The organism is Pseudomonas sp. TE12234 (assembly GCF_054061835.1).
In genome coordinates this window covers 422680-449621 of record NZ_JBSSEP010000002.1, presented here as the reverse complement: position 1 = coordinate 449621, position 26942 = coordinate 422680, and the positions used below count along the sequence as shown (strand labels likewise).

The following is a 26942-nucleotide window of genomic DNA, read 5'->3' as shown; positions in this document are numbered from 1 at the left end:
AGGATAAGCCAGCTTCCGAAGGGGCTCTGGATTGCGGGTTTCAGGACTATGCTCCGAAGCAGTCAATCACGGCGAGCACCCTGTCGGCGCCCTGAAAGGTTGAACGACCTAACAATAATAATGGGGGAAGGTCTATGAGTGAGCCTGTCATGGGTGTGGGTATCTGCCGCCCGCCGGCAATACGCAAATTCGCGTTGCTGGCCACAGCGCTCTCGCTGTTCGGCTGTGCCATGGTGTCGGCGCCAGTGCTGGCCGCTGACGCGCCGGCATCCGACGTTGTTTATTCCGTTGAATCGGCCAAGGCCAGCAAAAGCCTGATACTCGATGTCGTGCACGCAGGCTCGCGCCTGGTGGCGGTCGGGGATCGCGGTCACATTCTCTATTCCGACGACAAAGGCGCGACCTGGGTTCAGGCCAAGGTGCCCACCCGGCAACTGCTGACGTCGGTGTTCTTTGTCGATGACAAGCATGGCTGGGCCGTCGGTCATGACGCGCAGATCCTCGCCAGCGAGGACGGTGGCGTCACCTGGATCAAGCAATTCGAAGATCTGAAACGCGAATCGCCGCTGCTCGATGTCTGGTTCAAGGACGTCAACAGCGGCTTTGCCGTGGGCGCCTACGGGTCGTTGATGGAAACCACCGACGGCGGCAAGCACTGGGAAGATGCCAGCGATCGCCTGGACAACGAAGACCAGTACCACCTCAACGCCATCGCAGCGGTCAAGGATGCCGGGCTGTTCATCGTTGGCGAGCAGGGCAGCATGTTCCGCTCCGCCGATTGGGGCCAGACCTGGGAAAAACTCCAAGGCCCTTACCAAGGCTCGCTGTTCGGTGTGATCGGCACCGCACAGGCCAATACGCTGCTGGCTTACGGGCTGCGCGGCAATCTCTATCGCTCCACCGATTTCGGCAGCACCTGGCAGCAAATCGAGCTCAAGGCCGAACGCGGTGACCTGGAGTTCGGTCTGTCCGGTGGCACGCTGCTGGAAGACGGTTCGATCGTGATCGTCGGCAACGGCGGTTCGGTGATCAGCAGCAGCGACAACGGCGAGACTTTCAGCGTATTCAATCGTCGGGATCGCATTTCCCTTTCGTCGGTCACTGCCGCCGGGAATGGCAATCTGATTCTGACCGGACAGGGCGGCGTTCACGCCACTTCGCCAAACGGCGCCGAGCTGGGCAAATGAGCCGGGTTAATAATAAGAAGGCGGGGCTATGACTTCCTTGAGCACTCATCATCAAGACAAGGCGACGTTTCTTGAGCGCCTGATTTTCAACAACCGCCCGGCAGTGATCACGATCTGCCTGCTGGTCAGCATCTTCCTGTTCTGGCAGGCGACGCTGATCAGGCCATCGACCAGCTTCGAGAAAATGATCCCGCTCGAGCATCCGTTCATTCAAAAGATGATGGAGCACCGCAACGATCTGGCGAACCTGGGCAACACCGTGCGGATTTCCGTGGAGGCCACCGATGGCGACATCTTCTCCAAGGAATACATGGAGACCCTGCGTCAGATCAACGACGAGGTGTTCTACATTTCCGGCGTCGACCGTTCCGGCCTCAAGTCGCTGTGGAGCCCGAGCGTACGCTGGACCGAAGTGACCGAGGAGGGCTTCGCCGGTGGTGAGGTGATCCCGCAGAGTTACAACGGTTCGCAAGCCAGCCTCGACCTGCTGCGCAACAACGTGCTCAAGTCCGGACAGGTCGGGCGCCTGGTATCCAACGACTTCAAGTCGAGCATCGTCGACATCCCGCTGCTGGAGGCCTACCCGGACCCACAGGACCAGGGCAAGTTGCTGGCGCTGGACTACCGCAAGTTTTCCCACGAACTCGAAGACAAGATCCGTAACAAGTTCGAAGCGCAGAACCCCCACATCAAGATTCACATCGTCGGCTTCGCCAAGAAAGTCGGCGACCTGATTGATGGACTGGTGATGGTGGTGATGTTCTTCGGCATCGCCTTCGTCATTACCCTGATCCTGTTGTACTGGTTCACCAACTGCATGCGCAGTACGGTGGCCGTGTTGAGTACGACGCTGGTGGCGGTGGTCTGGCAGCTCGGGTTGATGCACTTCTTCGGCTTCGGGCTCGATCCCTACTCGATGCTGGTACCGTTCCTGATCTTCGCCATCGGTATTTCCCATGGCGTACAGAAGATCAACGGCATTGCCCTGCAATCCAGTGATGCGGACAACGCCCTGACTGCTGCGCGCCGCACCTTCCGCCAACTGTTCCTGCCGGGGATGATCGCGATTCTCGCGGATGCGGTGGGCTTCATCACGTTGCTGATCATCGACATCGGCGTGATCCGCGAGCTGGCCATCGGCGCGTCCATCGGCGTGGCGGTGATCGTGTTCACCAACCTGATCCTGTTGCCTGTGGCGATTTCCTACGTCGGCATCAGCAAGCGCGCCGTCGAGCGCAGCAAGAAGGATGCTCACCGCGAACATCCGTTCTGGCGTCTGCTGGCCAATTTTGCCAGCGCCAAAGTCGCACCGGTCTCCATTCTGCTGGCGCTGATCGCCTTCGGTGGCGGCCTCTGGTACAGCCAGAACCTCAAGATCGGTGACCTCGACCAGGGCGCGCCGGAGTTGCGTCCGGACTCGCGTTACAACAAGGACAACAACTTCATCATCAACAATTACTCGACCAGCTCCGATGTATTGGTGGTGATGGTCAAGACCAAGGCTGAAGGTTGCTCGCGCTACGAAGCCATGGCGCCGATCGACGAACTGATGTGGAAGATGCAGAACACCGAGGGCGTGCAATCGGCGATCTCCCTGGTGACGGTGTCCAAGCAAATGATCAAGGGCATGAACGAGGGCAACCTGAAGTGGGAAACCCTGTCGCGCAACCCAGACGTGCTGAACAACTCCATTGCCCGGGCTGACGGTTTGTACAACAACAGCTGCTCGTTGGCGCCGGTGCTGGTGTTCCTCAACGATCACAAGGCCGAGACCCTGAATCGCGCCGTGCATGCGGTGCAGGAATTCGCCAAGGCCAACAACAAGGATGGCCTGGAATTCCTCCTCGCCGCCGGTAACGCCGGTATCGAGGCGGCCACCAACGAGGTGATCAAGGAATCCGAGCTGACCATCCTGATCCTGGTCTACATCTGCGTGGCGACCATGTGCATGATCACCTTCCGCTCCTGGGCGGCGACCTTGTGCATCGTGCTGCCGCTGGTGCTGACGTCGGTACTGGGTAACGCCCTGATGGCCTTCATGGGCATCGGCGTAAAAGTCGCGACCCTGCCGGTCGTGGCGCTCGGGGTGGGGATTGGCGTGGACTACGGGATCTACATCTACAGCCGCCTGGAAAGCTTCCTGCGTGCCGGTCTGCCGCTGCAAGAGGCTTATTACCAGACGCTGAAGTCCACCGGTAAGGCCGTACTGTTCACCGGCCTGTGCCTGGCCATCGGCGTGTGCACCTGGATCTTCTCGGCCATCAAGTTCCAGGCCGACATGGGCCTGATGCTGACCTTCATGCTGCTCTGGAACATGTTCGGTGCACTGTGGCTGCTGCCAGCACTGGCACGCTTCCTGATCAAGCCGGAGAAACTGGCGGGGCAGAAGGGCAATTCGCTGTTTGCTCACTGATCCACGAAGAAATGAAAAAGCCGCAACCCTGATTGCGGCTTTTTTGTTTCTCAAATTCCACCTCAAATCCTGTGGGAGCCGGCTGCCGGCGAAGCGGTTCAACCGTCGGCATGGATGCCGCTGATCCACCGCCATCGCAGCGATGCGGCGACCCGACAAGTCAGCGTCTACAGATGGCTGTGGTCGTCAGTGCCCAGCACCACATTCAATGCGTTACGCGCATCGTCAAGTTGCACCAGAGTCGCATGTCGCGCACCCAACGCATCGCGATTCTCGATGGCGGTCAAAATCGCCTTGTGCCGTGGCAGCGCCAGTTCATGCAGGTTGGGCCGCTGGTTCGAGTGCTTCAACGCTTCGGCAATGGCCACCGAGAGCATGTTGCACAGGTTGGCCAGCAAGTCGTTGTGGGTCGCATCGGCGATGCGGCTGTGGAAGTCGAGGTCGGGTTGTAACAGCGCTTCCGGCGTTGGCGCGGCTTCCATGCGTTGATAGGCCTCAGCGATGGACGCGATGTCGGCCTCCGTGGCGAATTGCGCGGCCAGTGCGGCGGCGGCCGGTTCGATGATGCTGCGCACACTGGTCAGCAGATCGAAGAACTGGTTCTGCGGACTGCTTTGCATCAGCCAATGCAGCACGTCCGGATCAAGCATGTGCCAGTCTTTGCGCGGTTTGACCACGGTGCCGACCCGTGGACGGGAATACACCAGGCCTTTGGCGACCAATACCCGAGTGGCTTCGCGCAACACCGGCCGGCTGACGGCATATTCCTCGCACAACAGGGCTTCGGCGGGCAGTTTGTCATCGGGCTTGAAGCGTCCGGAGACGATCTGCATGCCCAGTTCCTGGACGATGCGCGAATGCATGCTTTTGCGGTCGGAAGGTTTGCGGTAGTCCATGGGGAACGGCGCGGTCCTGTGCGATGGAGATGCCGGGCATGATAACAGGCGCGGCGGGTGACGGTCGCTAGCGCCGGTTTTTGACTGGCGCAGAACGACCGTAGGAGCGAGCCTGCTCGCGATGGACTTGAACGATCGCGCGTGCTGTCTGAAAGCATGCGTCGCCTTCAAGCTCATCGCGAGCAGGCTCGCTCCTACAGGGGGGTGGGGTTAGTGGGAGTGACGTGGCACTTCAGCCCCACGGCAGCCGACCAGGAAATCGAAGTCGCAACCCTGATCCGCCTGCAAGACATGGTCGATGTACAGCTGGCGATAACCGCCCACCAACAATGGCTGCGGCAGTTGCAGGTCCGCCATGCGTGCGGCCAGTTCGGCGTCCGGGATGTCCAGGTGCAGGCGGCCACTGGCGCAATCGAGTTCGATCCAGTCACCTTCCTTCACCGCCGCCAATGGGCCGCCCGCAGCCGCTTCCGGCGCTACGTGCAGGACAACGGTGCCATACGCCGTGCCGCTCATGCGTGCGTCGGATATGCGCACCATATCGGTCACGCCCTGGGCCAATAGCTTGGCCGGCAGGCCCATGTTGCCGACCTCGGCCATGCCCGGATAACCCTTGGGCCCGCAGTTTTTCATGACCAGGATCGAGTTGGCGTCGACGTCCAGCTCCGGGTCGTTGATCCGCGCCTTGTACAGGTCGAAGTTCTCGAACACCACCGCACGCCCGCGATGTTGCATCAATTCCGGTGTGGCAGCAGAAGGCTTGAGTACGGCACCGAGGGGCGCCAGGTTGCCGCGCAATACGCAGATGCCACCGTCGGCGCGAATCGGGTTGTCGAGGGTGCGGATCACTTCATCTTCGCCGTAGATCGGTGCGTCCCTGGTGTTCTCGCCGATGGACTTGCCGTTGACGGTCAAGGCGTTCGGGTTCGGGATCAGATTGGCCTCGCCGAGACGGCGCAACACCGCCGGCAAACCACCGGCGTAGTAGAACTCTTCCATCAGGAAGCGCCCGGAGGGCTGCAGGTCGACGATGGTCGGCATGCCGCGCCCGATGCGGGTCCAGTCGTCGAGATCCAGTTCCACGCCGATGCGGCCGGCAATGGCTTTGAGGTGGATCACGGCGTTGGTCGATCCGCCAATGGCGGCATTGACGCGAATGGCGTTTTCGAAGGCTTCCCGGGTCAGGATCTTCGACAGTTTCAGGTCTTCGCGGACCATTTCCACGGCGCGCATGCCGGACATGTGTGCCAGCACATAACGCCGCGCATCGACGGCTGGAATCGCCGCGTTGTGGGGCAGGGAAGTGCCGAGTGCTTCCGCCATGCAGGCCATGGTCGAGGCGGTGCCCATGGTGTTGCAGGTGCCGGCGGAGCGCGACATGCCGCCCTCGGCTGCAAGGAAATCATCGATCGTGATGGTGCCGGCCTTGACCTGTTCGCTGAGCTGCCAGACCACCGTGCCCGAGCCAATGTCCTTGCCCTTGTGTTTACCGTTGAGCATCGGTCCGCCGGTGACGACGATGGCCGGCACGTCGCAACTGGCCGCTCCCATCAGTAGCGCCGGGGTGGTTTTATCGCAGCCGGTCAGCAGCACCACGCCGTCAATCGGGTTGCCGCGAATGGCTTCTTCCACGTCCATGCTGGCCAGGTTGCGGGTGAGCATGGCGGTGGGGCGCAGGTTCGATTCGCCATTGGAGAACACCGGGAATTCCACGGGGAAACCACCGGCCTCGATCACGCCGCGTTTGACGTGCTCGGCAATCTGGCGGAAATGCGCGTTGCACGGCGTCAGTTCCGACCAGGTGTTGCAGATGCCGATGATCGGCTTGCCATGGAACTGGTGGTCGGCGATGCCCTGATTCTTCATCCAGCTGCGGTACATGAAGCCGTTCTTGTCGGCCGTGCCAAACCATTGGGCGGAGCGCAGGGTGGGTTTCTTATCAGACATGATCAATTCTCTTATTGTATGACTATATGGTTCAAGCTTGCGCCTAACATAAGCGTAAATTGACCTGTTTGGAAGTGTTGTTGGGTAATTAGTATTACTATATAGTCGCTTTCAACGGAGGGATGGCCCTGACGGTTTTCCGTGAGAGGCGTCTCCCAAGGTTCTATAAAAACAACAATCGGAGACCGATCTCATGAGCCAGGAACTGCGGCTTGTTCGCCGCATCACGCTGAAACTGATTCCCTTCCTGATCCTGCTGTACCTGATCGCCTATGTGGATCGCTCCGCCGTGGGCTTCGCCAAATTGCACATGGGCGCCGACATCGGCCTGGGCGATGCGGCTTATGGCTTGGGCGCAGGGCTGTTCTTCATCGGTTACTTCCTGCTGGAAATCCCCAGCAACCTGATGCTCGACCGCTTCGGTGCGCGGCGCTGGTTCGCGCGGATCATGATCACCTGGGGCGCCATCACCATCGGCATGGCCTTCGTCCAGGGGCCGAACAGCTTCTATGTGATGCGTTTCCTGCTCGGTGCAGCCGAAGCCGGGTTCTTCCCGGGCGTTCTCTACTACATCACCCAGTGGTTCCCGGTGCGCCATCGCGGCAAGATCCTCGGGCTGTTCATCCTGTCCCAACCCATCGCGATGATGATCACCGGGCCGGTGTCCGGCGGATTGCTGGGCATGGACGGCGTGCTCGGACTGCATGGCTGGCAATGGTTGTTCATCGTCATCGGCACCCCGGCGATCCTGCTGACCTGGCCGGTGCTGCGTTACCTGCCGGACGGCCCGCAACAGGTGAAATGGATGGACCAGTCCGAGAAAGACTGGCTGACCGGCGAGCTGAAAAAAGACCTGGAACAGTACGGCCAAACCCGTCACGGCAACCCCTTGCATGCTCTGAAGGACAAACGCGTGTTGCTGCTGGCGCTGTTCTACTTGCCGGTGACGCTGAGCATCTATGGCCTGGGCCTGTGGCTGCCGACGCTGATCAAGCAATTTGGTGGCAGCGATCTGGTGACCGGGTTCGTTTCATCGGTGCCGTACATTTTCGGAATCATCGGCTTGCTGATCATTCCGCGCAGTTCCGACCGTCTGAACGATCGCTACGGCCACCTCGCGGTGCTTTACGTATTGGGTGCCATCGGCTTGTTCTTCAGCGCCTGGCTGTCGGTGCCGGTGCTGCAGCTGGCAGCGCTTTGCCTGGTGGCATTCGCGCTGTTTTCCTGCACGGCGATCTTCTGGACCTTGCCCGGCCGCTTCTTCGCTGGCGCCAGCGCAGCGGCGGGGATTGCCCTGATCAACTCGGTGGGCAACCTCGGCGGCTACATCGGCCCGTTCGTGATCGGCGCGCTCAAGGAATACACCGGCAACCTGGCCTCGGGTTTGTACTTCCTGTCCGGCGTCATGCTGTTCGGTCTGGTGCTGACCGGCGTGGTCTATCGCCTGCTGGAACGCAAGCACGTGCTGCCGGCCGATGAGTTTGCCGCCAGTGCCCGCGGCGCAACCCGCACCTGACCCATAACTGGAAATCACCACTATCCCTGTGGGAGCGGGCTTGCCCGCGATAGCAATCCATCTGGCACATGAATGTTGAATGTGCTGCCGTCATCGCGGGCAAGCCCGCTCCCACAGGGAGTCAGGTGTGCCCAAGTTCTGTGTTTACAGGAGAGATTCATGCGTCTGGTTCAATTCGAATTGAGTAACGGCGAGCGCCGGGTTGGCGTCGTCGAGCAAGGAATGGTGCGTGAGGTGCAGGACGCGCGCACGGTTCGTGACCTGGCACTGGCGGCGATCGAGGCCGGGGTCAACCTCGAGCAGCAAGTGAAAAACCTGGGGCTGGGGATCAGCCATGACTACGCCGAACTGCTGGCGCAACTGCGCATCCTGCCGCCACTGGATCATCCCGACCCGGCGCACATGCTGATCAGCGGCACCGGACTGACGCACCTGGGCAGCGCTTCGGCCCGGGACAAAATGCATCAGCAGGCCGGTGACGAAACGGCGATGACCGACACCATGCGTATCTTCAAGTGGGGCGTGGAGGGCGGTAAGCCCGAAGCGGGTCAGGCCGGCGTGCAGCCTGAATGGTTTTACAAGGGCGATGGCAGCATTGTCGTGCGTCCGGGCCAGCCGTTCCCGTTGCCACCGTTTGCCGAAGACGCCGGAGAAGAGCCTGAAATCAGTGGCCTGTACGTCATCGGCCAGAATGGCAAACCCTATCGCCTTGGTTTTGCCGTGGGTAACGAGTTCTCCGATCACGTGATGGAGCGCAAGAACTACCTGTACCTGGCCCATTCAAAATTGCGCAGTTGCAGCTACGGGCCGGAACTGCGAGTCGGCGATCTGCCGCAGCACCTGGCCGGTACCAGTCGCATCCTGCGGGACGGTGAAGTGCTGTGGCAGAACGAGTTCCTCAGCGGCGAAGCGAACATGTGCCACAGCCTGGCCAACCTGGAATTTCACCATTTCAAGTACAGCCAGTTCCTGCGGCCGGGGGACGTGCACATTCATTTCTTCGGCACCGCGACCCTGTCGTTCGCCGAGGGTGTGCGCACCCGTCCCGGTGACGTGTTCGAAATCAGTCAGGCCGAGTTCGGCGCGCCGTTGATCAATGGCATTTCGCCGGTCGAAGCGGCGTTCGAACCCGGCTCCGTCGGCACCTTGTGAGGCGTTACCCATGACCCGGATTCTTGGCCACAACTACATCGGCGGCCAGCGCAGCGCGCTGGGCACCGTCAAATTGCAGAGTGTCGACGCCGAAACGGGCGAAGCACTGCCCCATGATTTCTACCAGGCGACACCGGAGGAGGTCGATGCCGCCGCCAAGGCTGCGGCCCTTGCGTACCCGGCTTATCGGCGCTTGAGCGCCGAGCGTCGCGCGCAGTTTCTCGAGGCCATCGCCGATGAACTCGATGCCCTGGGCGACGCGTTCGTGACGCTGGTTTGCCGTGAAACCGCGCTGCCAGCGGCACGGATCATCGGCGAGCGCGGCCGCACCAGCGCGCAGATGCGTTTGTTCGCCAAGGTGCTGCGGCGCGGCGACTTCTACGGGGCGCGCATCGACCAGGCGCTGCCTGAGCGCCAACCGCTGCCGCGACCCGATCTGCGCCAGTACCGCATCGGCCTCGGGCCGGTGGCAGTGTTTGGAGCGAGCAATTTTCCCCTGGCCTTTTCCACCGCGGGTGGCGATACCGCTGCGGCACTGGCCGCCGGTTGCCCGGTGGTGTTCAAGGCCCACAGTGGACACATGGCCACGGCGGAGCAGGTGGCCGATGCCATCGTCCGCGCGGCGCAAAAGACCGCGATGCCGACCGGCGTCTTCAACATGATCTACGGCGCTGGCGTCGGCGAAGCACTGGTCAAGCATCCGGCCATTCAGGCGGTGGGCTTCACCGGTTCGCTCAAGGGCGGCAGGGCGTTGTGCGACATGGCGGCGGCGCGTGCACAACCGATACCGGTGTTCGCCGAGATGTCGAGCATCAACCCGGTGATCGTGCTGCCCCAGGCACTGCAAGAGCGCACGGAAACCATTGCCCGTGGCCTGTCGGCTTCCGTGGTTCAAGGCTGTGGTCAGTTCTGCACTAACCCCGGCCTTGTTATCGGTATCCGTTCGCCGCAGTTCAGCGCGTTCCTCAAATTGCTCGCCGACATGATGGCCGATCAACCGGCGCAAACCATGCTCAACGCCGGAACCCTGGGCAGCTATGGCAAGGGCCTGCAAAAGCTTTCCGATCATCCGGGCATCGAGCACCTGGCGGGCAAACCGCAACAAGGTCATCAGGCGCAGGCGCAACTGTTCAAGGCCGATGTCAGCTTGCTGATCAACGGCGACGAGGTGCTGCAAGAGGAAGTGTTTGGCCCGACCACCGTAGTGGTGGAAGTGGCCGACCAGGCACAACTGCACGCTGCATTGAATGGGCTGCACGGTCAGTTGACCGCGACGATCTTGGGTGAACAGGCTGACTTTGAACAGTTCGGTGAGCTCACGGCCTTGCTGGAGCAGAAGGTCGGGCGAATCCTGGTCAACGGCTATCCCACCGGTGTCGAGGTGTGCGATTCGATGGTGCATGGTGGGCCGTATCCGGCGACGTCGGACGCTCGCGGCACGTCGGTGGGCACCCTGGCCATCGACCGTTTCCTGCGTCCGGTGTGCTTCCAGAATTACCCGGACAACTTGCTGCCGGAGGCGTTGCAGAATGCTAATCCGCTGGGCATTCAGCGCCTGGTGGATGGCAAGCCCTCCCGCGACGCGATCTGATCGCGGGTGACAGTCCCCGTGGGAGCGGGCAAGCCGGCACCCACGGATTGTGTGGAACAGTCAGCAAACCCATGAGCTATCATTGCGTCTTTCCCTTCCAAAGATTGAATGCCATGACTGCTGCCACTGACACCTTGCTCAACGTCCTCGTACACTGCGGTATGGTGGAAATCGACGGGCTGCACGCCTTTGAATTTTCCCTCGACGAGGACGACAACCTGCACATCGAATGCATGGACGGTCGAGCGGCCAGGCATTGGGAGTTCACACCGGCGCAAATCCAGGCCGCTAGCTTCGACAGCACTTTGCAAAGCTGGTTGATCACGGGTGATTCTGGTGAACATCGCCTGGTTTGCCTCGGTGACGTCATTGGCGGTGACAACGATGACGATGATGAAGACGATGAAAATGAGGATGCGTAACTTCTGGCCATTGTTCATGGCCGGCAGCATCGGTGCGATGGGTGTTCAAGTCGCTTCTGCCGAGGACTATCAACTGCTGGTGGGTTCGTACACCGCCGGACAAAGCCAGGGCATCTATCGGCTGCATTTCGACAGCGCGACCGGGCAGATCGACGCCAAACCCCTGCAAGTGGTCAAAAGCGAAAATCCTTCCTGGCTGACCCTGTCAAAGGATCAGCGTCGTCTGTTCGTGGTCAACGAAAACGGCCCCGGCCAGACCGATCCGGTAGGGCGAGTGAGCAGCTACGCAATCGACCCCAAGACCCATGAGCTGAGCCTGATCAATCAGGTGCAGAGCCTGGGCAATGAACCGACGCATTCGAGCCTCAGCGCTGACGCCAGCCATCTGTTTGTCAGCAACTACTCGGTGGCCGAAGATCCCGGTGGCACCCTGGCGGTGTTACCAGTGAATGCCGACGGTGCGCTCAAGCCGGTGGTGCAGATGAGCAGCCATCCGGCCAGTCGGGTCAATCCCGAGCGGCAGATGTCGGCGCACGTGCATTCGACGGTCTCGGCGCCGGATGGCCGATACGTGTTCTCCAATGACCTGGGCGCGGACCGGGTTTTTGCCTACCGGTTCGATCCCAAGGCCAACCCGGACCTGCCTTTGACCCCGGCCAAGCCGGCGTTCGTCCAGTTGCCTGCCGGCAGCGGGCCACGGCATTTGCTGTTCAGCGCCGATGGCAAACACGCCTGGCTGACCATGGAGATGAGTGCACAGGTGGCGGTATTCGATTACCGGGACGGCTCGCTGGTGCAGACGCAGATGGTCGACCTGGCGGCCGGCCAGCCGGTCTCGGACAAGGCTGCCGCCGCGTTACATGCCTCGGCAGACGGCAAATTCCTTTACGTCAGCAACCGTGGCACCGCCAATCAGTTGCTGGTGTTCGCCATCGACCCTGCAACCGGCCACCTCAAGGAGCTGCAACGTCGTTCGGTGGAAGGCGACCACCCGCGTGAGTTCAGCCTCGATCCGAGTGGCAAATTTGTGCTGATCGCCAATCAGAAGAGCAACCAGATTGTCGTCGTCGAGCGCGATGCCAAGACCGGTTTGCTGGGCAAAACCGTGCAAAAGTTGCCGATGGACGCCCCGAGCGATCTCAAGTTTTTGCTGCGACAATAGGCCGCAGGCCCCGGTCTAAGGGGTCTGCGCTGTTCTATCAATGAGGCTGATATCTGGTAATGCTGCAAAGCATTTCAAGACACCGACCCTCGAAGGTTAAGTTTGCTTCACGGCCCCACCGGGCAAGCAAGCCAACTGACTTCGAGGAATACCGCCATGAACTTCAATCTCTTTTCCGTAATCGCCGCTTCCGCCATCTCTGCTTCCGTTGCCCTGCCAGCCAGTGCCAACGTTGAAATCAGCGAGAAAAAATCCCACACCCAGAGCTACACCCAGAAATACCTGCAGCAGAGCGCCAACTTCTACGCCGCGCTGGATCACAAAGCCCAACACTGAAAGCTACTTCCTGCCCCCTTTATGCAGGAGCGAAGTCACTTGCCTATCGACCGTCCGCGGACCGAAAGGCGTAGAAGTGATGTCGCTCCTGCATAACGCATTTACGACAGCATCAAATAGCCATCAATCTTCTGCTTGATATCACTCCACTGCACGTTTAAATTTGACGCTGATTTTTTGACTCCTTCTCAAGAAAAGGATCGACAAGATGGCGATGCGTCTGGCTGTGGTGCTGCTGTTTCTCTATTCCACACCCATTTTATCCGCTGCACAGCCTATTCCCGGCGAGCCTGACGCTGCCCGGGAACGCCTGATGAGTTTTATTGAAGACTGAAACAGTCTGCTTCAATGATCAACGAAGCTGATAGTTGCTATAGACCGGACTCGTTGGTTATCCGCGCTTATTTGATCGATCCTGTGGACATTGAAACATGCCCACGGAGAACATCATGGCCAGCGCAATCATCACTTCTGCCAAACATGGCGCCTATGTGGCTATCGGTCTTTACCTGGTCATGGTGCTGGTGGTCAGTCTTTCGCCGCAGTCGCAACAATCCTTCGAAGCGCCGATTCAAGTCGCGCATCCCGGCATCCAGTTTGAACACCGCGCCCAACAGGCGATGGTCGATCAGGCTGATCTCGCGGGAGTCGGCGGAGCATGAACAGATGCAAGTTTTTGGTCATTGCCATTCTGGCATTCATCACCAATGGATTTTCCTTGCTGGGGATCGGGCAAGGTTCGATAGGCGGGGTGGCACGAGCCATCGAGGCCAACCACAACATCGCGCGTAACATCGAGACCGCCAAGGCCATGGGGATGCTGGCCGGTAATCCGCCGGTCGAACCTGAAAGCGGCTTTTTCGGGCCGTTCGAAGTGGACTGCTCGATGATCGGAATGTGTGAAGTGCTGGCCTGAATCACTGAATCACTGAATCACTGAATCACCATGATCCCTGTGGGAGCGAGCCTGCTCGCGATGGTCGTTAACGATGACGCTGAGCACCTGTCACCGCGCGGCGCTCTCAGGTTTTTCGCGAGCAGGCTCGCTCCTGCAGAGGGGCGCGTTTATTTCGCCATGATCGACGTAAACAATGTCGACTCGATAAACCGCTGCAACCAGGCCTGCAACCGCCGATAAGGCGTCTGCGCGAACCATTCGCGATCGACATGGGCGAATTGCCGAACGAACGGCATCAACGCCACGTCGGCGAGGCTGGGATGATCGGCCAGCAAGCAGGCATGACCCTCGAGCATCTCGTCGAGCTTGCGCAAGAACACCTCGCCCTCGGCGCGGTAAAACTCCATCGCATGCTCGGGGTAGCGTTCGGCGTACTTGTAGCGATTGAGCTGCAGCTTGAACGCCTGGTCGTTTTCCTCGATCAGTGCGGCAATGGTCAGCTGTCCCTGCGGATCATCCTTGAGCAACCAATCCTGGGGATCGTTCTGCGCCAACGCCCAGCGCATGATTTCCAGGCTTTCATCAATGACCCGGCCGTCCACATTCAGCACCGGCACCGTGCCTTTGCTCGACAGCGCGAGCATTTCGGCGGGCTTGGCCTTCAGACTGACTTCGACAATGCTGACCTCAACCCCTGAGTAGCGCAGGGCCATGCGCGCCCGCATGGCGTATGGGCAGCGGCGGAAGGAATAGAGCGTGGTCATTTCACCTCCAGGGTGCTGAGGCCGTTGCCTTGGCGACGGACCTGAATCTGTACTGGAATCCGTTCATGCATTTCCTGCACGTGGGAAATGACCGCGACCTTGCGGCCCTGGGCCTGCAGGCCGTCGAGAGCGTCCATGGCCAGTTGCAGGGATTCCGGGTCGAGGCTGCCGAAGCCTTCGTCGATGAACAGCGATTCGATTTTCAGCGTGCTCGACGCCATCGATGCCAGGCCCAGCGCCAGCGCCAGCGACACCAGGAAGGTCTCGCCACCGGACAACGAATGCACCGAACGCAGTTCGTCGCCCATCTCGGTGTCCATCACCAGCAACCCCAGCATGCTGCCGCCGCGCTTGAGGCGATAGCGGCGCACCAGTTGGCGCAGTTGCACGTTGGCGTGATGGACCAGCAAGTCGAGGTTGTAGGCCTGGGCGATTTTGCGGAAGGTGTCGCCGGTGGCCGAACCGATCAACGCATTCAAACGGGCCCAGCGCTGGAATTCGGCGTAGGCGTCGGCAATCTGTTGCGCCAGGGCCTGATTGGCGTTTTGCCGGCGCTGGTCCTCAGCCTGCTCGGCACGCAATTCAGCGCAGCGTTGTTCGCTGAGGCCGAACTGGTTTTGCAGGTCGGTGAGGGCGCTGGCGAGTTGCTCGGCGTCGAGGTTGCCATTGTGCTGGGCCTGATGATCGGCCAGGCGCTGGTCACGTTCCTGCAGCAGCACCTTGGCCTGTTCGATGGTTTTTTCGCTGTTCTGCAAGCGCTGGCGCAGTTCGCTGACGTGCGTGTCATCGACCCGCAGCAGGTCTTCGAGACCGCCGTCATCCAGCTCGGGATGACGCGCGCGCCAGTCGGCAATCTTCTGCGTCAGCTCGTTGTCTTCGCTTTGCAGCGCTTGCAAGCGCTCCTGTTGTGCCTTGAGTTCCGCGCCAATCCGCACGTATTGCGTGCGCACGTTCTGCAGTTCCGAAGCTGTGGTGGTTTCGGCGTTGCGCGCCTGCTCCACGGCCTGTTCCAGTTGCTGCTGCCAGTGCTCGGCGCTGCTGTGTTCGCCCAGCAGTTGCGCGAGTTTCGCCTGACAGGCCTGTTGCTGTTCGGCCAGAGCACTGAACTGCTGCTTGGCACTTTGCAGCTGCTGGATGCGGCTGAGCTGGCGATCCTGTTCCTTCTCCAGCGTCTGCTGACGTTGCTGCTGTTCGGCCAGTTCTTCCTTTTGCTGATCGACTTGCGCCAGGCGCTCGGCGATCTGTCGATCCAGCTGCATGAAGGTTGCCGCCGGCTCGACGCGCAAGGCCTCGAGGGTTTCGGCCGGCAGCAGGCTGGCGAACGCGGTGAGTTCCTCGTCGAGGCGCTGACGGTCGCTGCTCAGTTCGCGTTGTTGATTGCTCAGGTGCTGCGCAGCTTGCTGATGCGCGGTCTCGGTATTGCGCAGTTGCTGGGTCAGGCGCGCGGCATCCTGCTGCAGGGTGAGCAGGGCGCTTTGACGTTGTTCGTCCTGGGTGATGCTTTGGTTCAACTGATCGTTTTGCCGGGTCAGCCAGGCGTCGCGCTTGTCGGCGTCCTGATTGAACAACGAAGTGCCCAGCGGGTGCGCCTCCAGGCTCGGCGCCAGTGCCTGGAGTTGGGCGGTCAATTGTTCTTGCTGTTGCAGCAGCTCTTTCTGCCGGGCGATCACACCACCGACTTCGGCGCGCAGCTCGGTGAGCTTTTCCTTGATCTGATCCACCGCCTGCTGGGCCGAGGCCTGCTCATTTTCATCGTGGCGACCCAGGCTTTGCAGCAGTGCTTCGGGCTGATGATACGGGTGCTCGTTGCTGCCGCAGACCGGGCAGGGCTGGTCGTCCTGCAACTGCGCGCGCAACTCTTCGACACTGGCGCTACGGGCCAGACGCTGGCGTTCGAGCAGTTCACGGGTGACGTTGAGGGTTTGTTCGGCGACGCTGAGTTCGGCTTTGGTTTTGACCCCGTCCTGGGTCAGGCGCTCGCGCTCCTGTTGCGCATCGAGCAGTCGCTGGTGCAGCTCGGCGCCGCGTTTTTCCAGCTCCTGCTGACTGGCCCAGAGCCGCGTCATGTCTTCAATGGCGCGCAGTTGTTTGCGATTGTCCTGCAACAGGTTGCCAAGGATACCGATCTGCTCGGCAACCGCATCCGGCTCGGCGCCGGCCTCTTTGAACAGCACTTCCAGTTGCTGTTTTTGCGTGTTCAGTGCTTCGGCGCTTTGCGCCGCCTTCTGTTCGAGGCTGGCCAGTTCGGCCTGGCCCTTGTTCAGGCGATTGCCAATCAGCATCAGCTGTTGCAGGCGATCGCGGTAGGCATTCCATGCATCGCTCAACGGCGCCAGATGGGTGCTCTGTTCCAGCTCGGCGGCCATTTTTTGCAGGCGTTCAGCGACCTGGGCCTGTTTTTCCTGCAAGGTTTCAATGCCGCTCTGGCCTTGCGTGCAGGCCTGCTCGGCGGACTGTCGGGCGTCGGCGCTGAGGGCGGTGTCCTTGGCGAGGCGGGCGAGGGTGCTTTGCTCCTCGAACGCCTGACGCAGCAGCGGGGCGCTTTCGCTGTGCCGCTGCTGCGCTTCGCTCAGGGCGTTTTTCGCCGAATCGAGGGTTTGCTCCAGTTGCGTCTGGCGTTCGCTGAGTTCGCCATGTTGGCGGGTGTGTGTAGCAATCTGTGCAGCCAGTGGCGTCAGTTGCGCATCGAGTTCCGTCTTGCGCGCGAACTGGTGACGTTGCGGGGCGAGTTGTTCAAGGCGTGTGAGCTTGAGGCGTTCGCCGGCCAGACCTTCCCACTGTTGTTGCGAACTGTGCAGTTGCTCGGCGGCCGCTTGTTGCGCGTCCTGCAACTGGCGCAAATCCCTGAGCCAGGTGTGTTGCTGCTCCAGCTGCTTGAGTTGCGCCTGCTGCAACTTCAGCTGTTGCTGCGCTTCGTTGAAGCGTTCATCCAGCTCTGCACGGGCTTCGGGCGACAGCGGGGTGACACCGCTGGCCTGGTCCTGCAGGAGCTTGTGCGCCTCGCGGGCCTCTTTGGTCTTGTCGAAGGCCCGACGGCCGAGACGGGTGTAGAGCGCCGTGTCGGTGAGTTTTTCCAGCAGTTCGCTGCGGTCGTTGTCATCGGCCTTGAGGAAGGCGCTGAACTCGCTTTGGGCCAGCAGCACGGCACGGGTGAACTGTTCGAAGTTCAGGCCCAGGGCGGCTTCGAGTTGGGTCTTGTATTCGCCTTTCTGGCTGGCCAGCAGTTGATCCTGATCGATGTCACGCAGGCTCTGGCGACTGGCCTGCAGCTTGCCACCGGCCTTTTCCCGGGCGCGGTTGGCTTCCCAGCGTGCGCGATAGCGGCGGCCGTCGACACCGACGAAATCCACTTCGGCATAGCCCTCACCGGTGCCGCGACGCAGCAGCGTACGCGGGTCACCGGTGCCGATTTCGCCATCGGCGTCTGGCACCTTGGCGTCGCGGCCGGTGTTGTTCAGCCGCGGCACGGCACCAAACAACGCCAGGCACAGGGCATCGAGCAAGGTGCTTTTGCCGGCGCCGGTCGGTCCGGTGATGGCGAACAGGCCGGCACTGGCCAGAGGTTCGGCGGTGAAGTCGATTTCAAAGGGCCCGGCCAGGGAGGCGAGGTTTTTCAGGCGGATCGCGAGGATCTTCATGGCTGTTCGCCCTCCATCTGCACGTCTTGCAGCAACTCGGCAAAGTCCTTGAGGGTTTGCTCGTCGACTTCGCTGCCGTAATTGTCCTGCCAGGCCCGGCTGAACAGTTCCTGCGGGGTGAGCTGGTCCAGTTCGATCAGCGCCGCACCGTCCTCGGCGCCGTCACGACTGCCATTTCCGGCGTATTCGGCGGCGATGCGCACCAGTCGCACAGCCTTGCCTTGCAGGGCGCTTTCCACTTGATGGCGCAAGTCGGGTTGCGGTTCGTCGAGGCGCACCCGGACTTCAAGCCAGGGTTGACGCTGCAGGTCGGCGAGCAGGTCGATGTTCGGCAAGTCCGCCAACTGCAACAGGATCTCCGCCAGCGGCGCCGGGCCGAGACGCTGCAGGTTCACCGCACGGGGAATGAGTCTGGGTTCAACGCTGACCAGGGTTTCGCCGTCGAGGGTGATGTCGAGAATCTGGTGCTGGTAGCCGATCTCGGAGAACGACAACGGAATCGGCGAGCCGCTGTAGCGAATGCGCTCCTCGCCGTTGACCTTTTGCGGCTTGTGCAAATGTCCGAGGGCCACGTAGCTGATGCTCGGCCCGAACAGGCTGGCGGGCAGGGCTTCGGCGTTGCCGATGATCAGGCTGCGCTCGGAGTCTTCCGACACCGAACCACCGGCCATGTGCGCATGGCTGATGGCGATCAGTGCCTGGCCCGGCTGACGTTTGGCGTTGGCCGCTTCGATCAGCCATTCATGAACCTGGCCAATGCCGCGCAGGTAGTTGTCGCCCAGATGCGCGCCGGTCACTTCCGCCGGGCGCAGGAACGGTAGCGCCAGGCACCAGCCGGCGATTTCACCGCTAGCGTCCGGCAGAGGCAGCAACAGGCGTTCGGCGTCCAGTTGCCCGTCATCGAGCCACAACACGCGACCCAGGGCATGGGTGCGCAAGCGGCGCATCAAAGGCGCGGGCAGTTCGATCCGCGATCCGGAATCATGGTTGCCGGCAATCATCACGATGGTCAGCGACGGCTGCTGCTCGTGGGCGCTGACGATGAAGTCGTAGAGGCGTTCCTGGGCTTTGACCGGCGGGTTGACCGTGTCGAAGATGTCGCCGGCGATCAGCAGCACATCAGGCTGATCCAGCTTGAGCTGACGCAACAGCCAGTCGAGAAAACAACCGTGCTCGAAATCGCGATCCTGGCCGTGCAGGTTCTGCCCGAGGTGCCAGTCGGAGGTGTGGAACAGACGCAAGGGCAACTCCGCTAGATAAAAGGTGATGGCCGCGGGGACACATGACGCGGCGAAAGGGGAAAGAGTTTACTGGTAAAAGGTCGGGAATGCAGAAGGCAAAAAACTTGGCCTCGGACAGCTCCTACAGCGAGTACGCATCACAGTGCATGAAATGTCGCAGGCTTGAATCCTTCGATCTTGTAATGGGTGGAGCGGCGCACGAAGTCGACGTACATTGGCCCTCGGCACGGATCGTTACGCACCATCAGGAAGTGGTTCAGTGCCCATTGGGCCGATTGTTCAAGGAAGTGTCATGACTCAACGGTTACTGCAACTTGATCAGGTGTCGTTCAACCTGCCCGACGGGCGCGTGCTGTTCGAACACTTGAACCACACTTTCAGCACCAGGGTAACTGGCATCGTGGGCGCCAATGGCTGTGGCAAGTCCTTGCTTGGCCGGCTCCTGACGGGGGAGCAACTGCCCACCAGCGGCATCGTCCGCCGCGAAGGGCGGGTTTATGCGGTGGCGCAATTGCTTGAGCCCGAGCGCTACCCCAACGTCGCCGCGCTGGCAGGGGTCGAACCTGTTCTGAGGGCGCTGGATCGCATTGCTCAGGGCGTCATCGACGAAGACGATCATGCCCTGGCGTCCGACCAGTGGGATTGCGCCACTCGCCTTGAGGCCGAGCTGCAGCAAATCGGACTCGGTCACTTGAGTGCCGACACTCGCACTGACGACCTCAGTGGCGGCGAACGGCAGCGGGTGGCGCTGATGGGGGCGTGGTTATCGAGGGCCGACTGGTTGATTCTGGATGAGCCGAGCAACCATCTGGATATCGATCAGCAACACAAGCTCGCACAGCAGATCGAGCGCTGGCCAAATGGATTGATCCTGATCAGCCACGATCGCGGTCTGCTGGACCACGTCGACGAAATTGTCGAGCTTTCGCTCCTCGGGCTGGCGGTGTATGGCGGCAACTACAGTCATTATTCGGCAGCGCGCGAGCAGGAACAGCAGGCGTTCCAGTCGGCCCTGCAAGGCGAGCGGGCACAAGCCCGGCGCGAGCAACGCGAGATGATCGTGCAGATGGAGCGTCAGCAACGGCGCAATGCGCGGGGCGACCGCCAGGCGCGTGACGGCAACCAGACCAAACTGATTACCAATGCGCAAAAAGAACGCAGCGAAAACAGTCAAGGCAAGTTGCGCCTCAATCAACAGTTGGCCCGCGAACAACAACAGCAACGAATCGCCGAGGTTCGGGCGCGCTGTGCGCCGGACATCCAGCGCGTGATGCTGTCACCGGAGTGCTCGGTGCCCAATGGCAAGCTGATCGTGCAGTTGATCAATGTCGCTCTGCCTTTCGGCCATGCGCAGCCAATCAACCTGACGCTGACGGGCCCTATGCGCATGGCTATTATGGGCGCCAACGGGAGCGGCAAGTCGACCCTGTTGCAGGTCATCGCCGGGCAGCTTCCAGCGTGTGCAGGGGACGTGGTGCGCAATTGTCATGTTGGCTGGCTGGATCAACACGCCGGGCTGCAGCACCCGCAACGTACGGCGGTGCAATGGCTTTACGAAAGTAACCCGCAGCTGCCCGAAGCCGATGCGCGGACTCGCTTGGCACAGATGGGGATCGATGCGGATCGGGCGATGCTCAAAACCTGCCAGTTGAGCGGGGGAGAGCGCCTGAAAATTGCCCTGGCCGCCGAGTTGTATGCGCTGCGACCACCGCAACTGCTGTTGCTGGACGAGCCGGACAATCATCTGGATTTGCCCAGTAAAATCGCCCTCGAACAGATGCTCGACCAATACACCGGGGCGTTGATCGTGGTCTCCCACGACAGTGCTTTTTTACAGGCGATCCATCTGGATACCGAGTTCCATCTCGGCAACGCACCGCGTCATTTGGGATAAAGCGGCGGCAAACCACTGTCACCCACCGGGTCCTGGACCCGCTCGGCAATCGGGATGGTGCGGATCGCCCGCCACAGCTCTTCGCCTTGCCAGTGTTGGCCGGTTTCGCTGTAGAGCGCGCCGTTCAGGCCGTCGAGGGCGTCGGACAGTGGCACGAAGCGGGCGGCCATGTCGGCCAGGGTTTCCGGTTGCTGTCGGGCCCAGGCGTCGAGGGCCTGGCGCGTGGCGTGGGGATCGTTGGCCTGGCAGGCACGCTTGAGGTCGTCGAGCACGGTGCGCGGGCTCGGGCCGGTCTGCGCGGCTCGCGCAATTGCCGGTTGCCAGCGCGCGCGCCACCACAGGCCAAAGCCCAGCAGCGTCGTGCAAGCGAGGATCAAGGTGCTGAGTTTCCAGCGCCGCAGGGTTTCGTTGTCGACAGTGGCGTTGGCCGGTGAGTTGCCGGCCGGCGTGTCGACCACGAGGCTCGGATTGGCCGCGACCTGCAGGGTTCGGGCCGGCAGGCTGGTGTGTTCCAGATGGTCTTCAAAGGTGTTCCACCAGACCACTTCGACCGACGGCAGCTCGATCGGTCCGCTACGGACCGGCACCAGCGCCTCACGGTCTTCACGACTGCCGATCAGGCCGCGGTCGTTGTTCTGGTTGCCCAGCACCGGTTGGTCCGGATAACGACGCAGACCACTGGCTTCGGTGCCCGGCAATGGTGGTAGCTGTGCGCTGCCGAGGCCTTCGGCCTTGACGATCAGGCTGCGGGTCAGCGAGTCACCGACCTGGACATGCTCCGGTTCCGGGTTCCAGTGCTCGCTCAGGGTCAGGCTGCGTGCCGGCAGCCATGGCAGGTCGGCGGGGTAGGTGATGGGCTTGGCCTTGACCGTCAGCAGCAGTTCGCTGGAGCTGACGCGCATCAGCTTGCCGGATTTCGGCGACTGCGGTGTGGCGTCCGGGGCGGGCTGTGCATCCACCAGGGCGGCATTGAAGGTTTGCGCCGGGATGATCAATTCGCCACTGTGCTGCGGGTAGATCGCGTAACGCATTTCGATCACGCCGTGGCGCACGCCGTTGATGTCTTTCTCGTAGGTGCGCGACTCGCCGAGCTGCTCGATGCGTGCATCGGGAATCTGCAGCGGCGGCAGGCTGCTGTCGTCGTACAGCGACACCGAATGGTAGATGCGCAAGGTCAGGACCGCCTGAGCCTGCACGTAAACGCTGTTCTGGTCGAGGCTGGCGTCGATGAAGACCGGGGCCTGTTTGTTCGGGTTGTCCTGGGTTTGGCTTTCCACCACTTGCACGGTGATCGGCTGGCTCTCGACGTCACCCAGCTTCAACGGCGGAATCACTACGCTGCCATTTTCTTTGGGCAGCAGGGTGACGATCCAGCGTGTGGTGGCGCGGTTGTCGCCGCTGAGGGTGTTCAACTGGTTGACCTGACGTGTGCCACGCACCTCGAAAAGTGGCTCCAGCGGCGTCAGGTCCGGCTTGCCGAACTGCGTGACGTCGGAGGACTCCAGGGTCAGTTCGATTGTCTCTCCGGAGCTCAGGCGGGTGCGATCGACGCTGGCGACCAGCTCGGCTGCCTGGGCCTGAGCGGTGCAGATCAGCAAGGCCGGCATCGAGGCGAGCATGTAGGCGGTGAAGCGGGTCATCGAGTTTTTCCCTGATCCTGATGTTGTTGCTGTTCGTACCAGAATTTGCGTCTGAGCAATTCGCCGGGGTCATCCGGGATCTGCCTCAGCCACTGCTCCAGCGCCTGCTGTTGTTCGCCTTCGATGCTGTCGTTGGCCGGGCGCATGGGCGGTGTGGTGTGCTGTTCATCCCCCAGTTCGCTGCCCGGTACTTCATTGCTGCCGGGGCGGGTCGGGCGGGCTGGTGGTTGTTCGGTGGCGGATTGGGCGTCCTCGCCTTCGGCCTTCGGTTCGCCCGTGCCCGACGGTTGCGTCGAGGTGGCGCCGGACGGTGATTCCTGGGGCGGCGTCTGCGGCTCTTCAGTGGAGGTTTTGTCCGGCTCGGCGGCAGGCGGGGTCTGCTGCTGCTTGATCAGGGCTTCCACCAGTGCCTTGTTGGTCAGGGCCGGGCGCAAGTCCGGCTGGCGTTCAAGTGCCTGATCGTAAGCATCCAGTGCGGCTTCCAGTTCGCCATTTTTGGCCAGGGCATTGCCACGATTGTAGTGGGCGTGGGCGTCATTGCCTTCGGCGAACCGCTGGGCGGCGCCGGTGTAGTCGCCGGCCTCGTAAAGGGCCACACCTTGCCATTGGCGATCTTCGAAATGTTGTGCCGCTTCTGCCGGGCGTTTCTGCTTGAGCAGGTGTTGACCCTGTTGGTCGGGGCGCAGCCACAGGTCCTGAAAGTCGAAGGCATAGCTCGACTGTGGCAATGCCAGCAACAGCGGCAGGCAGAACAGCCAGCCGCGACGGCCGGCGCAGGCCGCCAGCAACAACAAGGGCAGCAGCAGCCAGTAACCCTGATCGGCCCAGGTGTCCAGGCGCAGGGTCTGGCCGTCGTTGCGCAGGTTACGCGGGCCGTCGAGCAGGCCGAGGGCGCGCAGGTCGGTATCGTCCAGGCGCGCCTGGCGATAATGTCCATCCAGGTCACTGGCGAAGGCTTTGAGGCCAGCGTCGTCCAGACGAGGCACCAGAATCGCGCCCTGTTCATCTTTGAGGAAACTGCCATCTTCCTGAGTGATCGGCGCACCTTCGGCGGTGCCGATGCCGAGCATCAGAAACTGCGTTGATTTGCCGCTCAGCGCGCGGCGAATCCCCAGGCGTTCCTGCTCCGTGAGAGATGAACCGATCAACAGGATCCGGCCATCGCCGAGGGCGGCCTGTTGCAGCAAGGTCAGGGCCTTGGCTACCGCGAGGTCGGCGCGATGGCCGGCTTCGGGCATCAGCGACGGCTTGAGGGCATCGAGCAGATTGTGGCTGGTGGCCAAATCATCCGACAGGGGAACGAGGGTGTGCGCACTGCCGGCGTATACGACGATGGCCGTCTGCGCATCACTGCGATTTTGCAGCAGGTCGAAGAGCTTGCGCCGGGCCTGCTCCAGGCGGTTGGGCTGAACGTCGGCGGCGAGCATCTCCGGGGTCAACTCCAGGAGCACCACCAATGGGTCGGCGGGTTTCTGGCTCAGTTGCTCGACACGTTCCCAGCTCGGGCCCAACAGTGCGAACACGGTCAGCAGCCAGGCCACGCCAAGGGCGATCCACGGCAGTTTGCTGTCGCGTCCGTTGCCACCACTGAGCAATGCCGAGTGGAAGGCGGGCGGCAGAATCATCTGCCAACGCCCGGCACGTTTCTGCCGATGCCAGAGTTGCCAGAGTAACCAGCCAAGCAATGGCAGCAACAGCAGCCACCAGGGGCGGAACCAGTAGGGCCAGAGTGCGCTCATCGACGCCTCCGCAGACGCAGGCGCTTGAGCCGCTCGCGCCAGTCAGGCAGTTGCGTTTGCAAAAACAGATCCTTGGTAAACAGACGGTGCAAGGGGTTATCCGGCCAGAGTTCGCGGGCCACCAACAGCATGCTCAACAACAGTGCCAGCGCCAAAGGCCACTGATACAACGTCTGAGCCGGGCGGGCCTGGGTTGGTTGCTGGGCTACGGGCTCCAGTCGGTCGAGAGTCTCCTTGATCGCCTGCAGTTCCTTGCCGTCACGAGCCCGGAAGTACTGGCCGCCCGTGGTTTCGGCGATGGCTTTGAGGGACGGTTCGTCCAGATCCAGGCTCGGGTTGATCCCGAGGAACCCCGGGGTGCCACTTTGCTCCGGGTCGGCGCCGATGCCGATCGGGTAGATTTTCACCCCTTCCTTGGCCGCCAGGCGCGCTGCGGTGAGCGGGTCGATCTGGCCGGCGTTGTTGGCGCCGTCCGTCACCAGAATCAATACGCGGCTTTGTGCCGGACGCTGGCGCAAGCGCTTGATGGCCAGGCCAATGGCGTCGCCGATGGCGGTGTTCTTGCCGGCGATGCCGATACGCGCTTCGTCGAGCCAGACACGCACCGTGTGGCGGTCGAACGTCAGGGGCGCTTGCAGGTACGCCTGGCTGCCGAACAGGATCAGGCCGACCCGATCACCTTCGCGGCTTTCCAGGAAATCACCGAGCAAATGCTGGACCAGCGCAAGGCGGCTGACATCGTCGTCCTGCCATTGCATGTCGGGGAAGTCCATGGAACCGGACACATCCACCGCCACCAGCAGATCGCGGCCGCTGGCCGCAATCGGCAGGGGTTCGCCCAGCCATTGCGGACGCGCGGCGGCGGTCAGCAACATCAGCCACAGCAGCATGAACGGTGCCTGTTGGCGCCAGGCCGGCAGGTTGGCGCGAGCGCGACGCCGGGCCAGGCCTTCAAGGTCACTGAGGAAGCTGACCTTGAGCGCCGGCTCGCCGCTGTCGGCCACCGGCAACAGTACGCGCATCAGCCACGGCAGGGGCAGCAGGACGAAGATCCACGGCCAGGCGAACTCAAACATGTTTGCGAATCCAGATTTCGACGGCTTGGGTCAGGCCGGCAATGGCCTTGTCGTCGAGTTTGCATTCGGGCTTGTAGGCGCCTTCGACCAGCACCATCCAGCGGGTCAGGCCGGCTGCCGGGCAGCGGTTGTCCAGAAAGGCCAGCCATTTGCGTCCGTTGAGGGTGTGGCTCTGGCTGTAGGGATAGTGGTTTCGGCACAGGCGCTTGAGCAGGCCGTTGAGCTGTTGCAGCCAGGCGCCTGCGGGCGCACCGTCGTAGGGCTTGGGCATCAACGCCAGTTCCGCCAGTGCGGCGAGGCGCACCGGGTCCAGTGGTTGCTCGGCGCGCACGACCGGGCGTTTGCCCGGCAAGAAGCGTCGCAGCTTCCACAGGCCGAAACCGATCAAAGGCAGCAACAACAGCAACAACCACCAGCCCGGCGCTGGTGGCCAGAATCCGATGGCGGGTGGGGTAATCAGCGGTTGCAGTTGATCGAGACTGTTCATCGGCCTTTCCCCGGTTTCTGCGGGTTCAGGTATTCGCGCAATTGTTCGACCATCTCGCTTTGGGTGCTCAAGGGCATCAACAACACGCGCAGTTTTTGCGCGAGCAATTCCCAACGGGCAATGCGCGCTTCGGCCTGGGCGCGGTAGGTCTGGCGCAGGTCGAAATTCAACGTGTCGAGTTCCAGCTGCGCGCCACGTTCGGCAAAGCGCAACAGCCCGGCGGCGGGCAGGGCGTGATCCAACGGGTCGGACAGTGGCAGCAGCAACAGATCGCAATGGCGCGACAACAAACTCAATTGCTGTTCGGCGCTCTCGGACAGGGCCCGTTCGTCGCAGATCACGATCGCCAGGCTGCCCGGGCGCAACACTTCCCGGGCACGACGCAAGGCAATGCCGAAGGCATCGCGGGCCGGCTCGCTTTCGGTGTTCAGGGACTGGTTGACCCGCACCAGTCGGTTGAGCAATTGCAGCAGGCTCTGCTTGCTGCGCCGGGGTTTGATTTCGTAATGCTCGTTGTCGCCGAACACCAGTCCGCCGACCCGATCGTTATGACCCAGCGCGGCCCAGCCGATCAGGCTCGCGGCTTGGGCGGCGAGCACCGACTTGAACATCAGCCCGGAGCTGAAAAACAGCCGGCGGCTTTGCTCGACCATGATGAAGATCGGCCGCTCGCGTTCTTCGTGGAACAGTTTGGTGTGCGGCTCTTGAGTCCGTGCCGTGACGCGCCAGTCGATGGTGCGCACGTCGTCACCGGCCTGGTAGACCCGCACCTGATCGAAGTCCACGCCACGTCCGCGCAGCTTGGAGTGGTGCAGGCCGATCAGCGGGCTGCGTTGGCTCGGCGTGGAGAACAATTGCACTTCACGTACGCGATGGCGCATCTCGATCAGCTCGGCGAGCGTGATGCGGATACCCGGTTGGGACGGCAGGGGGGCGTTCATCG

Annotated in this window: 22 protein-coding genes and 1 pseudogene; 13 read left to right on the top strand and 10 right to left on the bottom strand. The window is 61.8% G+C overall.

Annotated features, from left to right (window positions below):
* The first annotated feature begins 134 nt into the window (after positions 1–134).
* Both ACVWYU_RS05665 and ACVWYU_RS05660 read left to right on the top strand, forming a co-directional pair.
* Positions 135–1187, top strand: coding sequence for a WD40/YVTN/BNR-like repeat-containing protein (locus tag ACVWYU_RS05665; protein ID WP_390956315.1), 1053 nt, complete (start codon positions 135–137; stop codon positions 1185–1187).
* Positions 1188–1215: 28 nt separating this feature from the next.
* Positions 1216–3600 carry an efflux RND transporter permease subunit gene (locus ACVWYU_RS05660; RefSeq protein WP_090320880.1) on the top strand — a complete coding sequence of 795 codons (2385 nt, stop codon included), beginning with the start codon at positions 1216–1218 and terminating at the stop codon, positions 3598–3600.
* Positions 3601–3767: 167 nt separating this feature from the next.
* Here the strand turns inward: ACVWYU_RS05660 and ACVWYU_RS05655 are convergent, their stop codons facing one another.
* Together ACVWYU_RS05655 and ACVWYU_RS05650 are read right to left on the bottom strand one after the other, a co-directional pair.
* On the bottom strand, positions 3768–4496 hold the full coding sequence (locus ACVWYU_RS05655) for a FadR/GntR family transcriptional regulator (RefSeq protein ID WP_457372179.1): 729 nt from the start codon (positions 4494–4496) through the stop codon (positions 3768–3770).
* A 210-nt stretch (positions 4497–4706) separates the two neighbouring features.
* A complete protein-coding gene (locus ACVWYU_RS05650; RefSeq protein WP_457372178.1) occupies positions 4707–6443 on the bottom strand; it encodes an IlvD/Edd family dehydratase in 1737 nt (578 codons plus the stop codon).
* Positions 6444–6636: 193 nt separating this feature from the next.
* On the opposite strand from ACVWYU_RS05650, the gene ACVWYU_RS05645 reads away from it, so the two are divergent.
* The 10 genes and pseudogenes from ACVWYU_RS05645 to ACVWYU_RS05600 form a co-directional block, all read left to right on the top strand.
* The gene (locus ACVWYU_RS05645; protein WP_090320887.1) at positions 6637–7959 is read left to right on the top strand and encodes an MFS transporter; all 1323 of its coding nucleotides are present in this window, start codon (positions 6637–6639) and stop codon (positions 7957–7959) included.
* 159 nt (positions 7960–8118) lie between these two features.
* Entirely contained in the window at positions 8119–9111 is a 993-nt protein-coding gene (gene araD1, locus ACVWYU_RS05640; protein WP_457372177.1) for an AraD1 family protein, read from the top strand.
* Between the two features lie 10 nt (positions 9112–9121).
* The gene (locus tag ACVWYU_RS05635; RefSeq protein ID WP_457372176.1) at positions 9122–10702 is read left to right on the top strand and encodes an aldehyde dehydrogenase (NADP(+)); all 1581 of its coding nucleotides are present in this window, start codon (positions 9122–9124) and stop codon (positions 10700–10702) included.
* A 71-nt stretch (positions 10703–10773) separates the two neighbouring features.
* Positions 10774–11124 carry a DUF5629 family protein gene (locus ACVWYU_RS05630; protein ID WP_457372175.1) on the top strand — a complete coding sequence of 117 codons (351 nt, stop codon included), beginning with the start codon at positions 10774–10776 and terminating at the stop codon, positions 11122–11124.
* Positions 11117–12286, top strand: coding sequence for a lactonase family protein (locus ACVWYU_RS05625; RefSeq protein WP_457372174.1), 1170 nt, complete (start codon positions 11117–11119; stop codon positions 12284–12286). Before ACVWYU_RS05630 ends, ACVWYU_RS05625 begins: the two co-directional genes overlap by 8 nt.
* Positions 12287–12442: 156 nt before the next feature.
* Positions 12443–12622 (top strand): hypothetical protein, encoded by a 180-nt coding sequence (locus ACVWYU_RS05620; protein ID WP_090320901.1) that lies wholly within the window; start codon positions 12443–12445, stop codon positions 12620–12622.
* A gap of 208 nt (positions 12623–12830) precedes the next feature.
* On the top strand, positions 12831–12956 hold the full coding sequence (locus ACVWYU_RS05615) for a hypothetical protein (protein ID WP_281198154.1): 126 nt from the start codon (positions 12831–12833) through the stop codon (positions 12954–12956).
* Positions 12957–13071: 115 nt separating this feature from the next.
* On the top strand, positions 13072–13284 hold the full coding sequence (locus tag ACVWYU_RS05610) for a hypothetical protein (protein ID WP_457372173.1): 213 nt from the start codon (positions 13072–13074) through the stop codon (positions 13282–13284).
* Positions 13281–13538: a hypothetical protein gene (locus ACVWYU_RS05605; RefSeq protein ID WP_457372172.1), complete on the top strand. Its 258-nt coding sequence runs from the start codon at positions 13281–13283 to the stop codon at positions 13536–13538. Before ACVWYU_RS05610 ends, ACVWYU_RS05605 begins: the two co-directional genes overlap by 4 nt.
* A 30-nt stretch (positions 13539–13568) precedes the next feature.
* Positions 13569–13673: pseudogene (locus tag ACVWYU_RS05600) on the top strand (outer membrane lipoprotein carrier protein LolA); the annotation flags it as partial.
* A 14-nt stretch (positions 13674–13687) separates the two neighbouring features.
* Here the strand turns inward: ACVWYU_RS05600 and ACVWYU_RS05595 are convergent.
* From ACVWYU_RS05595 to ACVWYU_RS05585, 3 genes are read right to left on the bottom strand one after another with little or no spacing between them, the layout of a single operon-like run.
* Positions 13688–14284, bottom strand: coding sequence for a glutathione S-transferase (locus ACVWYU_RS05595; RefSeq protein WP_457372171.1), 597 nt, complete (start codon positions 14282–14284; stop codon positions 13688–13690).
* Complete coding sequence (locus ACVWYU_RS05590; RefSeq protein WP_457372170.1) at positions 14281–17922, bottom strand: AAA family ATPase; 3642 nt, start codon at positions 17920–17922, stop codon at positions 14281–14283. Before ACVWYU_RS05590 ends, ACVWYU_RS05595 begins: the two co-directional genes overlap by 4 nt.
* On the bottom strand, positions 17919–19163 hold the full coding sequence (locus ACVWYU_RS05585; protein ID WP_390956305.1) for an exonuclease SbcCD subunit D C-terminal domain-containing protein: 1245 nt from the start codon (positions 19161–19163) through the stop codon (positions 17919–17921). Before ACVWYU_RS05585 ends, ACVWYU_RS05590 begins: the two co-directional genes overlap by 4 nt.
* Before the next feature lie 292 nt (positions 19164–19455).
* On the opposite strand from ACVWYU_RS05585, the gene ACVWYU_RS05580 reads away from it, so the two are divergent.
* Positions 19456–21057, top strand: coding sequence for an ABC-F family ATP-binding cassette domain-containing protein (locus ACVWYU_RS05580; protein ID WP_457372169.1), 1602 nt, complete (start codon positions 19456–19458; stop codon positions 21055–21057).
* Here the strand turns inward: ACVWYU_RS05580 and ACVWYU_RS05575 are convergent.
* From ACVWYU_RS05575 to ACVWYU_RS05555, 5 genes are read right to left on the bottom strand one after another with little or no spacing between them, the layout of a single operon-like run.
* Positions 21045–22697, bottom strand: coding sequence for a BatD family protein (locus ACVWYU_RS05575; protein ID WP_457372168.1), 1653 nt, complete (start codon positions 22695–22697; stop codon positions 21045–21047). The two genes, ACVWYU_RS05580 and ACVWYU_RS05575, sit on opposite strands and share 13 nt — an antisense overlap.
* On the bottom strand, positions 22694–24436 hold the full coding sequence (locus ACVWYU_RS05570; protein ID WP_457372167.1) for a tetratricopeptide repeat protein: 1743 nt from the start codon (positions 24434–24436) through the stop codon (positions 22694–22696). The genes ACVWYU_RS05575 and ACVWYU_RS05570 overlap by 4 nt, the downstream gene beginning before the upstream one ends.
* A complete protein-coding gene (locus tag ACVWYU_RS05565; protein WP_457372166.1) occupies positions 24433–25512 on the bottom strand; it encodes a vWA domain-containing protein in 1080 nt (359 codons plus the stop codon). Before ACVWYU_RS05565 ends, ACVWYU_RS05570 begins: the two co-directional genes overlap by 4 nt.
* Positions 25505–25999, bottom strand: coding sequence for a DUF4381 domain-containing protein (locus tag ACVWYU_RS05560; protein WP_090320932.1), 495 nt, complete (start codon positions 25997–25999; stop codon positions 25505–25507). Before ACVWYU_RS05560 ends, ACVWYU_RS05565 begins: the two co-directional genes overlap by 8 nt.
* Positions 25996–26940, bottom strand: a complete 945-nt coding sequence (locus ACVWYU_RS05555) for a DUF58 domain-containing protein (RefSeq protein ID WP_457372165.1) — start codon at positions 26938–26940, stop codon at positions 25996–25998. The genes ACVWYU_RS05560 and ACVWYU_RS05555 overlap by 4 nt, the downstream gene beginning before the upstream one ends.
* Positions 26941–26942 lie beyond the last annotated feature (2 nt).